Annotated in this window: 11 protein-coding genes and 1 rRNA gene; 6 read left to right on the top strand and 6 right to left on the bottom strand. The window is 38.5% G+C overall.

Annotation, left to right across the window (positions count from 1 at the left end; genetic code table 11):
• The first annotated feature begins 66 nt into the window (after positions 1–66).
• From KP712_RS00060 to KP712_RS00050, 3 genes are all read left to right on the top strand, one after another.
• Positions 67–1905, top strand: a complete 1839-nt coding sequence (locus tag KP712_RS00060; protein WP_111407087.1) for a DEAD/DEAH box helicase — start codon at positions 67–69, stop codon at positions 1903–1905.
• A 170-nt stretch (positions 1906–2075) separates the two neighbouring features.
• Positions 2076–3527, top strand: coding sequence for a membrane-bound lytic murein transglycosylase MltF (gene mltF / locus KP712_RS00055; RefSeq protein ID WP_111407086.1), 1452 nt, complete (start codon positions 2076–2078; stop codon positions 3525–3527).
• 1 nt (position 3528) lies between these two features.
• Positions 3529–3681, top strand: coding sequence for a hypothetical protein (locus tag KP712_RS00050; protein WP_165818712.1), 153 nt, complete (start codon positions 3529–3531; stop codon positions 3679–3681).
• Positions 3682–3726: 45 nt separating this feature from the next.
• Here the strand turns inward: KP712_RS00050 and KP712_RS00045 are convergent, their stop codons facing one another.
• The 3 genes from KP712_RS00045 to rho form a co-directional block, all read right to left on the bottom strand.
• The gene (locus KP712_RS00045; RefSeq protein ID WP_048954293.1) at positions 3727–5094 is read right to left on the bottom strand and encodes an L-serine ammonia-lyase; all 1368 of its coding nucleotides are present in this window, start codon (positions 5092–5094) and stop codon (positions 3727–3729) included.
• Positions 5095–5129: 35 nt separating this feature from the next.
• Entirely contained in the window at positions 5130–6368 is a 1239-nt protein-coding gene (locus KP712_RS00040; RefSeq protein ID WP_048954294.1) for an HAAAP family serine/threonine permease, read from the bottom strand.
• Between the two features lie 232 nt (positions 6369–6600).
• A complete protein-coding gene (rho, locus tag KP712_RS00035) occupies positions 6601–7863 on the bottom strand; it encodes a transcription termination factor Rho (protein WP_048954295.1) in 1263 nt (420 codons plus the stop codon).
• A gap of 247 nt (positions 7864–8110) precedes the next feature.
• Between rho and metJ the strand changes: the two genes are divergently transcribed.
• Positions 8111–8428, top strand: a complete 318-nt coding sequence (gene metJ / locus KP712_RS00030; protein WP_005634287.1) for a met regulon transcriptional regulator MetJ — start codon at positions 8111–8113, stop codon at positions 8426–8428.
• Positions 8429–8441: 13 nt separating this feature from the next.
• Here metJ and cueR read toward each other — a convergent pair whose 3' ends face one another.
• Entirely contained in the window at positions 8442–8828 is a 387-nt protein-coding gene (gene cueR, locus KP712_RS00025) for a Cu(I)-responsive transcriptional regulator (protein ID WP_005629546.1), read from the bottom strand.
• Positions 8829–8904: 76 nt separating this feature from the next.
• On the opposite strand from cueR, the gene KP712_RS00020 reads away from it, so the two are divergent.
• Positions 8905–9111 (top strand): heavy-metal-associated domain-containing protein, encoded by a 207-nt coding sequence (locus KP712_RS00020; RefSeq protein WP_048954296.1) that lies wholly within the window; start codon positions 8905–8907, stop codon positions 9109–9111.
• Complete coding sequence (locus KP712_RS00015; RefSeq protein WP_111407085.1) at positions 9086–11257, top strand: cation-translocating P-type ATPase; 2172 nt, start codon at positions 9086–9088, stop codon at positions 11255–11257. The genes KP712_RS00020 and KP712_RS00015 overlap by 26 nt, the downstream gene beginning before the upstream one ends.
• Positions 11258–11260: 3 nt before the next feature.
• Here KP712_RS00015 and KP712_RS00010 read toward each other — a convergent pair whose 3' ends face one another.
• Complete coding sequence (locus KP712_RS00010; protein WP_111407084.1) at positions 11261–11854, bottom strand: uracil-DNA glycosylase family protein; 594 nt, start codon at positions 11852–11854, stop codon at positions 11261–11263.
• Between the two features lie 258 nt (positions 11855–12112).
• Positions 12113–12228, bottom strand: a 5S ribosomal RNA gene (rrf, locus tag KP712_RS00005).
• Positions 12229–12238 lie beyond the last annotated feature (10 nt).

Here is a 12238-nt window from a genome sequence, read left to right as displayed (position 1 = left end):
CGCTCTGCTCAACTTAATAAACCGAAGGCCTCTTTGAGCTTTCCTTATTTATATTCGAGTATTTTAATGACTGACAAAATTACTTTTAATGACTTAGGCTTACCTGGGTTCATCTTAAAAGCTGTTTCTGACTTAGGTTTTGAAACCCCTTCTCCAATTCAACAAGCTTGTATTCCGCATTTGCTCAGTGGCAATGATGTGCTAGGTATGGCACAAACAGGTAGTGGTAAAACCGCCGCTTTTGCTCTGCCTTTATTAGCGCAAATCAATCCAAGTGAAAAACATCCACAAATGTTAGTGATGGCGCCTACTCGCGAACTTGCTATTCAAGTTGCCGATGCGTGCGAACAATTTGTTAAATATGCTCATGGCTCCCGCATTGTTACTTTATATGGTGGCCAACGTTATGACATCCAACTTCGTGCATTAAAACAAGGCGCACAAGTGGTTGTGGGTACACCAGGTCGTATTCTTGACCATATTCGTCGCGGCACATTAAATCTTTCTGAACTTCGTTTTATCGTATTAGATGAAGCTGATGAAATGCTACGTATGGGTTTCATTGATGATGTAGAAACTGTCATGGCAGAATTACCAGAAAATCACCAAACAGCGTTATTCTCTGCAACAATGCCTGAACCGATCCGTCGTATTACGAAACGTTTTATGAATGATCCGAAAGAAGTGAAGATCAAAGTTAATAACGAAAATGCTCCAGATATTGAGCAAAGTTGTTGGTATGTGCACGGCGTGCGTAAAAACGAAGCCCTTCTTCGTTTCTTAGAAGTGGAAAATTTTGATGCAGCGATTATCTTTGCTCGCACTAAAACCGGTACGTTAGACATTACAGAACTACTTGAAAAAAATGGTTTCCGTTCTGCCGCACTTAATGGTGATATGACACAACAACTCCGCGAACAAACCCTCGATCGCTTACGTAACGGCAGTTTAGATATTGTTGTGGCAACCGATGTGGCCGCACGCGGTATTGATATTGAACGCATCAGCCTTGTGGTGAACTACGACATTCCACTTGATGCAGAATCTTATGTGCACCGAATTGGCCGTACTGGTCGTGCAGGTCGTTCTGGTCGTGCTTTATTGTTTGTTGAACCTCGCGAGCGTCGTTTACTGCGTAATATTGAACACCTAATGAAAAAAGGTATCAATGAAGTAGAATTGCCAAATCATCTTGTGTTACAAGAATGCCGCCGCAAAAAATTCGTCGCAAAAATTACGAAACAACTCGAGCATCACGATTTAGAGCAATATCGTAGTTTATTAGAAGACTTATTTACAGCCGATCAGGATCAAGAAGATATTGCTGCAGCAATGTTGATGCTGCTTCAAGGTAAACAAAAATTAATTCTTCCTCCAGATCCGCCAATGGAAAAACGTCGTCGTGAACGTAATGAACGAGGTGATCGCCGTGAAAATCCACGTTCAGCTGAACGTCGTGGCGAACGTAAAGGCTACGGAAATCCACAACCAATGGATTTATATCGTATTGAAGTGGGTCGTGCTGATGGCGTAGAAGTTCGCCATATCGTGGGTGCGATTGCTAACGAAGGTGATATCAATAGCCGCTATATTGGTCATATCAAACTTTATGATGACTACACGACCGTTGAATTGCCACAAGGTATGCCGAAAGAATTACTTCAACAATTCGGTAAAACACGCGTATTGAATAAACAAATGCAAATGTCTTTCTTAGGTGCTGTGAAGTCTGATAGTTCTCGTGGTGGTGATGATTTTAATGGTAAACGTAAAGGCCGTGGTGGCGATTTCCGTGGAGAACGCGGACGTAATGAACGCAGTAATGACAATCGTGGAAATCGTAAATTTAATGAAAAAAGTAACCGCTCTTTTAGCGATAAACCACGCCGTGATCGTCGAGGATAGTATCCTTGCGATATAAAGAATAGTGCTATTTCCTAATGTTTTTTGCATCATTTAAAATTTAGCACTATTCGGTAAACAAAACTTAGCCCCTTGAACCTCAAGGGGCTTTTTATTGTCTATTGCTTAAATTCTAGCTACAATCCCGCAAGCTTTTTATATAGGAAAAATCATTGAAAGGTCTCTTTTTACGTATTATTACTGCCTTGGCTTTATTGCTTTGGGCTATAGATATGGTATTCCCATGGCAATTTTTACGCCATGCTGAAGAAAACCACTATACAGCAATTCAAGAACGAGGCTCACTCATTGTGGGCACAATGAACAATCCTATTTCTTATTTTATAAATAAAGACAGAGAACGAGGCTTTGAATATGAATTGGCTAAAGCATTTGCTGATTCACTAGGTGTAGAACTCGAAATTAAAACTTTCGATAATCAAGAACAATTATTTAATGAGCTAGATAAACATAATATTGATTTAGCTGCGGCTCACCTTTTATATCATCCTAATCATGCAGAACGTTTCCAAATTGGCCCAGCATATCATTCCGCTTCATGGCAATTAGCTTATCGAAAAAATGAACAACGCCCTAAAAATCTAGGCGATATCAAGAAAGAAATTTATATCGCTAACAATTCATCATTAGAAGAAAAACTAAAAGAATTACAAAAACAATATCCACAATTAACTTGGAAAAGAAATCAATCGTTTACTCAAGAAGAACTATTGCTACAGCTGTCTGAAGGAAAAATTCCTTACGTTATTGCAAATTCGATTGATATTGCGGCGATCCAACAAATCAAACCAGAATTAGCCATTGCCTTTGATATTACTGATGAAGCAAACATTCACTGGTATTTACCAAATAATGCCTACAATGATCTGCAAGCTGCCTTACTCAATTTTATGAATAATGCACAAGAAACAGGGCTAGTGGATAATTTAAAAGAAAAATATTTAGGGCATATTTCACAATTTGATTACGTGGATACGCGCTCTTATATGAACGCAATTGAAAATACACTGCCACAATTCTCACCGCTCTTTGAAAAATATAAAGGCGAATTAGATTGGCGATTACTCGCGGCCATCGCTTATCAAGAGTCTCATTGGAATCCTGATGCAACATCGCCTACGGGTGTGCGTGGCATAATGATGTTAACTAAAGATACCGCGCAACATATGAAAATCAGCGATAGAACAGATCCTGAACAAAGCATTAAAGCGGGATCAGAATATTTACACTGGCTGATTAGTCAAATTCCAGAAACCATTGAAAAAGAAGAAAGAATTTGGTTTGCCTTAGCCGCCTATAACATGGGGCTTGGCCACTTAATTGATGCGCGTCGTTTAACCAAAAATCTTGGCGGAAATCCAGATAATTGGCTCGATGTGAAAAAAAACCTGCCTTTATTAGCAGAAAAACGTTATTATTCCCAACTCAAATACGGCTATGCTCGAGGCTATGAAGCGCATCAATATGTAGAAAATATTCGCCGCTATATGAATAGCATTGTGAATTATCATCGAGTCCAAGAAAATCAAACAATGAATGATAATGCCAACAACGAAAGTGCGATTGAAAATGCAGAAGAAATAAAAGGAAAAAAGGATAAATAAAATGTTAAAACGCAAAACTTTTCTTAAAAAGAAAACCAATTTACAACAAACCTCTTTATCTCGAAATTCACGTTTAAGACGTTTAAAACATCGAAAAAAGCAACAATTTACGCGCCATTCACTTCAATTTGTGGTACAAGATATTTGTTGTTAACAAAATGAAAAGGATTGAGCATTGCTCAATCCTTTTTTACCTATACTAAGAACACACAATCTTAACTGCTAGTCCGCCCTGAGATGTTTCGCGATATTTGGCGTTCATGTCTTTGCCTGTTTCGTACATTGTTTCAATCACTTTATCCAAGGTTACTCTTGGATTAGTGGTACGGCGTAAAGCCATTCGTGATGCATTGATTGCTTTTACTGAAGCAATTGCATTACGTTCGATACAAGGTACTTGAACTTGGCCTCCCACCGGATCGCAAGTTAATCCTAAGTTATGCTCCATTGCAATTTCAGCTGCGATGCATACTTGCAGTGGATTACCACCCAAAATTTCAGCCAGTCCCGCAGCAGCCATTGAACATGCTACACCCACTTCACCTTGGCAACCCACTTCTGCGCCAGAAATCGAAGCATTCATTTTATAAAGTGAACCAATCATTCCTGCTGCTAATAAATAGCGTTCAATAATCTCAGGCGTTAATGGTGAGATGAACTTCTCATAGTAAGCTAATACTGCTGGAATAATCCCGCATGCACCGTTGGTTGGCGCTGTGACTACGCGTCCACCCGCTGCATTTTCTTCATTGACAGCAAGCGCAAACATATTAACCCAGTCGATCACACGCATTGGATCGTTGGACAAATTAGTATTTGCTTGCAACATACGATAAAGGGATGCTGCACGACGTGGCACTCGTAATGGCCCAGGTAAAATCCCTTCAGTATGAATACCATGTTCGATACAAGCTTGCATCGTCTTCCAGACATTCTCTAAATGAGCACTGACAGCTTCTTTGCCATGCAAGGCGACTTCATTTTCCAACATCACAGTGGAAAGCATTAAGCCGTTATCACTGCAATGTTTCAAAATATCTTCTGCATTTTTGTAAGGATAAGGCACTTGGACTGTGTTTTTTTCTTCTTGACCAAAATGGGCTTCATCGACAATAAAACCACCACCGATCGAATAATAGGTTTGGCGATAAAGCTCTGTGCGATTTTCATCAAGAGCGGTAATTGTCATGCCATTTTCATGCAATTTTAAAAAAGTGCGGTGGAAAATGAGATTATTTTCAAAATCAAATTTTACCGTTTTTTGACCAACATTAATTGGTAAAAGCGCAGTTTGTTTCACTTTCTCGATGAAACCTGAAATCATATCGATATCCACATTATGTGGTAAATAACCCGCTAACCCCATGATGATGGCGATATCCGTACTATGGCCTCTCCCTGTCATTGAAAGAGAACCATAAACATCCACATGAATTTCAGCGGTTTGTTCAAACTGATTTCGTTCAATTAAGTCGTCTATAAATTGTTTGCCGGCTTTCATCGGACCGACAGTGTGGGAACTGGATGGCCCAATTCCCACTTTAAACATATCAAATACGCTAATCATAAATTTCTCAAAATTCGCTAAACTTTAAAGGGCGTTTATAATAATCCATAAACAACCGCAGAGATAGCGATTAATCCCATAATCGTTACAAAAACATTGCTGAAACGTCCGCTGTAGCGTTTCATCGCTGGGATTTTGCGAATCGCGTACATTGGCATGATAAACAAAATCATCGCAATGATTGGACCACCAAGAGATTCGATTAAGCCTAAGATACTTGGATTAATAATCGCAACGCCCCATAAAGTTAATAAGAAGAAAAGTGCGGTCGCATAATTGAGTTTTTTACGATTTACAGATTCGCCTTTCATTTTCAAATATAAGCCTTCTAAGCCTTCACGTGCGCCCATATAGTGACCGAAGAATGAGCTCGTAATCGCTAAGAATGCAACAAGCGGGCCAAAATAAGAGATATATGGATTATCAAATTTATTCGCTAAGAAAGACAAAATACTGATATTTTGTGCTTTTGCTGCCACTAATTCTTCAGGTGTTAATGTCAATACGCAGCTAAATACGAAGAACATTACAAAGAATAACAAAATCGTTGAGGTGCCTTTTTCTGTATGGCCGATATGGCGTTCTGCACCATCGAAAGTTTTGTATTCACGGAATTGTGAGCAAGTGAAAGATGAAATTGCTGGTGAATGGTTAAATGAGAATACCAATACAGGAATAGTAAGCCATAATGTTGTGACGAAACCGCCTGCTGTTGGGAATTCATGTAACATCGCACCATTCCATTCTGGAATTAAGTAAATAGAAAGTGCGAATAAAATTAATACTAACGGGTAAACAAGCCATTCTGTGATTTTTAACATCACTTTTTCATTAAATAGCATAACAGAAATCAATATTGCAATTAATACAAAAGAGAGAATCGCTCGGTTTGGTGACGCCATGCCAAGTTGATTCACAATGAAAGAATCGACCGTGTTAGTAATACCGTTACCGTAAATTAAAAGAATAGGGAAAATAGCAAAGAAATAAAGTAGGGTGATAAGTTTACCCGCTGTTTTACCAAAGTGTTCTTCAACTACTTCAGTAATATCGCTGCCAGGATTTTTTGATGAAAGTACAAAATAGGCTAAACCACGGTGAGCAAAATAGGTCATTGGTCCGACGATAATTGCCATTAAAACTAATGGCCAAAATCCCCCCATCCCTGCGTTAATCGGTAGGAATAAGACGCCAGCGCCAACCGCCGTACCGAAAAGGTTTAACATCCATGTTGCATCAAATTTGTTCCATTTGAGTTTTTCTGTTGGTTTCATAGTTTGCTCCAAAGCATAAATTATTTAAATTTGTCAATTTGCAGAGCAAAATATGCCCTAACAAAATTTGAGTATTATGTTATGCCGATAAATAGAGAATCTCAAAGAGCAAATTCTAAAATTGTGATCAAGTTAAAATTTTTTTATAAAAAGTGCGGTAAATTCGAACAATAAAAAATCGGTACTCCTATAAGAGTACCGACTATATAAAAGAGTTTTAGAATATTTCTTTCTATGAACGTTTCATTACTTCAAAAAACTCTTCATTGGTTTTTGCAACCATAAGTTTATCAATAAGGAATTCCATTGCTTCTACCTCTCCCATAGGATTAAGAATTTTACGTAGAATCCACATTTTTTGAAGCTCTTCAGGTGAAGTAAGTAAATCTTCCTTACGAGTACCTGAACGATTGAAATCAATTGCAGGGAATACACGTTTTTCTGCAATTTTACGAGAAAGGTGTAATTCCATATTACCTGTACCTTTAAATTCTTCGAAAATAACTTCATCCATTTTCGAACCGGTATCAACTAGCGCAGTCGCAATAATAGTTAAGCTGCCGCCTTCTTCCACGTTACGTGCAGCACCAAAGAAACGTTTTGGACGATGCAACGCATTAGCATCCACACCACCAGACAAAATTTTACCTGAAGCAGGGGTTACCGTATTGTAAGCGCGCGCTAAACGTGTAATAGAATCAAGCAGAATCACTACATCTTTTTTATGCTCTACTGAACGTTTCGCTTTTTCGATTACCATTTCTGCCACTTGAACATGACGAGTTGCAGGCTCATCAAAAGTAGACGCAATGACTTCGCCTTTTACTGAACGTTGCATTTCTGTCACTTCTTCTGGGCGTTCATCAATCAATAATACGATAAGCTCTACATCAGGATAATTATGCGTGATACTTTGCGCAATATTTTGCAGCAACATGGTTTTACCTGCTTTTGGCGGAGCAACAATCAAACCACGTTGACCTTTACCAATTGGTGATGCTAAATCCAAAATACGTGCAGTTAAATCTTCTGTTGAGCCATTGCCTCGCTCCATTCTTAAACGAGAGTTAGCATGTAATGGAGTTAAGTTTTCAAATAAGATTTTGCTACGAGAAACTTCAGGTTTGTCATCATTAACTTGATCAACTTTTAAAAGTGCAAAATAGCGTTCACCCTCTTTGGGTGGACGAATTTTACCTTCGATTTTATCACCAGTTTGAAGATTAAAACGACGAATTTGACTTGGGGAAACATAGATATCATCAGGGCCTGCAAGGTAGGAACTGTCGGCAGAACGAAGGAAACCGAAACCATCCGGTAAAATTTCTAACACGCCACCGCCGAAAATATCTTCACCGCTTTTGGCGTGCTGTTTTAAAATTGCAAAGACAATATCTTGTTTACGCAAACGAGCTAAATTCTCTAAGCCCATTTGTTCTTCGCCAAGTTTCACAAGATCAGAAACAGGGGTATTTTTAAGTTCAGTTAAATGCATAATGAATAAATATTGGAATTAATAAGAATTGATGATTCGAATGGTGGGCATATGCCCTTTGAATGAAGCGTAAATTATCACTAAAACCCTGTACTGTCTAGCGTTTATTTATATTTAATCTAAAAAACTACCGCACTTTTCTTTCTCTTTTTAACATAGAAGTTTAGCCGTCTAGATTGTTATTTATTTGATTTTTCATTAGAATACGGACAATTTGTAAGGTTATCAATAAGCACTAAGGTAAATTATGGCAGATTGGGACGGAAAATATATCAGCCCTTATGCAGAACATGGCAAAAAAAGCGAGCAAGTAAAAAAAATCACTGTGTCTATTCCAATCAAAGTATTGGAAATTTTGACGAATGAACGCACTCGCCGCCAATTAAAAAGTTTACGTCATGCAACCAACAGTGAATTACTTTGCGAAGCATTTTTGCATGCATTCACCGGTCAACCTTTGCCCACCGATGCAGATTTAATGAAAGAGCGTAATGATGAAATTCCCGAAGATGCCAAAGTGCTTATGCGTGAATTAGGTGTTGATCCAGAAAGCTGGGAATATTAACCGCACTTTTCATTTATCCTTTTAATCCATTCAAAATTGAACATTCAGGGCAGTCATTGCCCTGACAATTATCATGCCAACGCTGCAATTCTTGTACCATTTTTTGTAACTGTTCTATTTGTTGATTTAATGTCGCAATATGTTGAGCTGTTAGCGCTTTCACTTCGCGGCTGCTACGCTTAGGATTATCTTGTAGTTCTAATAATTGTGCGATTTGATGTAGCGAAAATCCCACATCGCGTGAGTGGCGAATAAAATGCAATCTTTCTAAATCACTTTCTCCATAATTTCGATAGCCTGACAAACTGCGAACAGCGGGTTTAATTAAACCCATTTTTTCATAATCACGGATTTGTTTCGTAGATAAACCTACTAATTTGGCAGCTTCACTAATATTCATAAAAAATTTCTTGACCTTAACCTAACGTAAAGGTTTATAGTGTAGCCATCAATAAAACGACTAACAAGGAGTAAAAATGAAAACAATCACATTAAACATAGAAGGCATGCATTGCGGCGGTTGCGTAAAAAGCGTTACTCGAGTTTTAACTGAATTAGATGGCGTACAGTCTGCTGTTGTGCAATTAGAAGGTAAAGCAAATATTACTTTTGATGAAAATCGAGTCAATGTTGCACAGTTGATTGAGGTAATTGAAGATGCCGGATTTGATGCCACAGAGTAAAAAAATTTCGATTCAGATTGGTGGGATGACCTGCCAATCTTGTGCCAATCGTATTGAAAAAGTTTTAAATAAAAAACCATTTGTGCAACAAGCTGGAGTGAATTTTGCCGCCGAAGAAGCACAAGTTGTATTTGACTCTACGCAAGCAAGCGAAACTCAAATTATAGAGATTATTCATAAAACAGGTTTTTCTGCTCATATCAAACAAGCCAATGAATTACCAATAGAAGAAAAAAATACATCAATTCCTTGGCGATTAATCATACTTTGGATAATCAATATTCCATTTCTGATTGGTATGCTTGGCATGATGAGTGGCTCACATAATTTGATGTTGCCCCCGATTTGGCAATTTGCGTTAGCGAGCATTGTGCAACTTTGGTTAGCCATTCCATTTTATCGCGGAGCCATCGGTAGTATTCGTGGTGGACTTGCCAATATGGATGTACTGGTCAGTACAGGAACGCTCACCATTTATATTTATTCTGCTTTCATGTTGCTTTACCACGCCAATCATGCAATGAGACATGTGTACTTTGAAGCTTCTGTTATGGTAATTGGTTTTGTCAGTCTTGGAAAATTTCTTGAAGAGCGCACTAAAAAGCACAGCTTAAATAGTTTAAGCATGCTCTTGCAACTGACACCAAAAAAAGTCACCGCTCTACGTAATGACAAATGGACTGAAATTGCACTTGACCAAGTCAATATCGGCGAAATCATTCGTGCGAATCAAGGCGAGCGTATTGCGGCAGACGGCATAATTGAAAGTGGAAATGGGTGGTGTGATGAAAGCCATTTAACAGGCGAATCTCGTCCAGAAGAAAAACAGAAAGGTGGAAAAGTATTAGCGGGGGCGATGGTAACAGAAGGTTCTATTATCTACCGAGCGAATCAACTTGGTAGCCAAACCTTACTTGGCGATATGATGAATGCATTATCTGATGCGCAAGGCTCAAAAGCGCCAATTGCACGATTTGCTGACAAAGTTGCGTCGGTGTTTGTACCTGCTGTATTACTGATTTCACTTGTTACTTTCACTCTCACTTACATTCTGACGAATGATAGTGTATCTTCACTTATTCACGCGGTATCCGTGCTTGTGATTGCTTGCCCTTGTGCCTTGGGATTAGCCACACCAGCAGCCATAATGGTTGGTTTAGGTAAAGCGGTCAATGCTGGCGTATGGTTTAAAGATGCGGCAGCAATGGAGGAAACTGCCCACGTGGATACCGTTGTGCTTGATAAAACTGGCACACTAACAAAAGGCGAGCTTGAAATTTCAGCACTATGGCAACCACAAAGTGCGGTGCATTCTGAAGACGATTTGTATCGTTTTGCCGCAGCCGTTGAGCAACAAGCTAACCACCCAATTGCAAAAGCTATTGTGCACGCAGCAGAACAAAAAATGTTAGAAATTCCTACCGCACTTTTCGCAAAGATGGAGGTTGGTCAAGGAATTCAAGCCAAATTAGAACAAGTGGGAACAATAAAAGTCGGTAAACCAGATTATTGCGGTTTAATCTTGCCTAAAAATTTAGAGGATATCTGGCAAATTGCGAGCATTGTCGCGGTGTCTATAAATGATGAACCCATTGGCGCATTTGCGCTGATGGATACCTTAAAAAACGATAGCTTGCACGCCATTCAACGCTTACAACAACAAAATATTGATGTAGTCATTATGAGTGGCGATCAACAATCTGTCGTGGATTACATAGCAAAACAGCTCGGCATTAAGAAAGCCTTTGGTGGACTCAGCCCTAGAGATAAGGCGGAACAAATTCAAAAGTTAAAAGCTCAAGGTCATGTTGTAGCAATGGTAGGTGATGGAATAAATGATGCGCCTGCTTTAGCCGCTGCAAATGTCAGTTTTGCGATGAAATCAGGTTCAGATATTGCAGAACAAACGGCCTCATCAACGCTTATGCAACATTCGGTGAATCAACTTGTGGATGCGCTTTTTATTGCAAGGACGACCTTGAAAAATATCAAACAAAATCTATTTTTTGCTTTGATTTACAATATTCTCGGCATCCCCCTTGCTGCTTTCGGTTTTCTAAATCCAGTGATTGCAGGCGCCGCGATGGCGATGAGTTCAATTTCTGTATTGATAAATGCCTTAAGATTGAAAAAAGTAAAAATATGACAACTACCCTTTTGATTCATTGATGATACGCTTCACTAATTTTTGCAAATCGGGAATGACCTTTTCGCCAAACCAAGGATTTCTTTCTATCCAAAATTGATTTCTAGGTGAAGGATGAACTAAAGGAATAAAGTGCGGTAAAAATTTTTGATAATTTTTAACTGTTTCAGTTACGTTATTTTTATTATCCGAAAGGTAAAATTTCTGTGCATATTGACCAATCAAAAGGGTTAACTGAATATTCGGTAAATTTTCTAGAATCTGGGGATGCCATTTTTCTGCAAACCCAGACCTTGGAGGTAAGTCTCCAGATTTTCCTTTTCCAGGATAATAGAAATCCATAGGAAGAACCGCAAATATCCCTGAATTATAAAAATAATCGTAATCCACACCTAGCCAATCACGCAGACGATCACCGCTTTTATCATTCCAATATAAACGAGTTTGCTCAGCCTTTAATCCAGGTGCTTGACCAACAATATTAATCCTAGCTGTTTTAGGGGCCGAAAATAAAGGAAAAATTCCACGTTGTGTAAAATCTTTATTTTGAGGATCAGAGATAATACTTGAAGTTATTTCGTTTAAATTTTTAAGCATAATGGATGAGATTAGAAATGAATATATAAAGTCTATTTGAAAAATATGAAAAATCAAAACTCTAAATGATATAAATAGGTATATTTATTAAAACTACATTGTAGGCAATACAAAAATAAAAACTCGTTGTTGAAATAAGATTTCTATTTTCTACTTTAATTCTTTTCTTTAAATAATGAGTAAATTCCAAAAAACAAAAACCCCAGTAGCTCAACTGGGGTTCTTCTTTTCTTATTTTATTTAGCTTTGTATTTAGTAACCTGGCGGTGCCCTACTCTCACATGGGGAAGCCCCACACTACCATCGGCATTACAGCGTTTCACTTCTGAGTTCGGTATGGTGTCAGGTGGTTCCACCGCACTATCGCCGCCAGGATAATTCTTT

Source organism: Haemophilus sp. SZY H68, from assembly GCF_018829685.1.
GTDB lineage: Bacteria > Pseudomonadota > Gammaproteobacteria > Enterobacterales > Pasteurellaceae > Haemophilus > Haemophilus haemolyticus_K.
Note: the sequence above shows the minus strand (reverse complement) of the source record. Positions and strands in the feature narration are given on the sequence as shown.

Excerpts from the sequence above, each read along its gene's own strand:
- KP712_RS00050 (WP_165818712.1), top strand. The coding sequence starts at position 3,529 with ATGTTAAAACGCAAAACTTTTCTTAAAAAGAAAACCAATTTACAACAA.
- metJ (WP_005634287.1), top strand. The coding sequence starts at position 8,111 with ATGGCAGATTGGGACGGAAAATATATCAGCCCTTATGCAGAACATGGC.
- KP712_RS00040 (WP_048954294.1), bottom strand. The coding sequence starts at position 6,368 with ATGAAACCAACAGAAAAACTCAAATGGAACAAATTTGATGCAACATGG.
- KP712_RS00060 (WP_111407087.1), top strand. The coding sequence starts at position 67 with ATGACTGACAAAATTACTTTTAATGACTTAGGCTTACCTGGGTTCATC.
- KP712_RS00020 (WP_048954296.1), top strand. The coding sequence starts at position 8,905 with ATGAAAACAATCACATTAAACATAGAAGGCATGCATTGCGGCGGTTGC.
- rho (WP_048954295.1), bottom strand. The coding sequence starts at position 7,863 with ATGCATTTAACTGAACTTAAAAATACCCCTGTTTCTGATCTTGTGAAA.
- KP712_RS00045 (WP_048954293.1), bottom strand. The coding sequence starts at position 5,094 with ATGATTAGCGTATTTGATATGTTTAAAGTGGGAATTGGGCCATCCAGT.
- KP712_RS00015 (WP_111407085.1), top strand. The coding sequence starts at position 9,086 with ATGCCGGATTTGATGCCACAGAGTAAAAAAATTTCGATTCAGATTGGT.
- cueR (WP_005629546.1), bottom strand. The coding sequence starts at position 8,828 with ATGAATATTAGTGAAGCTGCCAAATTAGTAGGTTTATCTACGAAACAA.
- KP712_RS00010 (WP_111407084.1), bottom strand. The coding sequence starts at position 11,854 with ATGCTTAAAAATTTAAACGAAATAACTTCAAGTATTATCTCTGATCCT.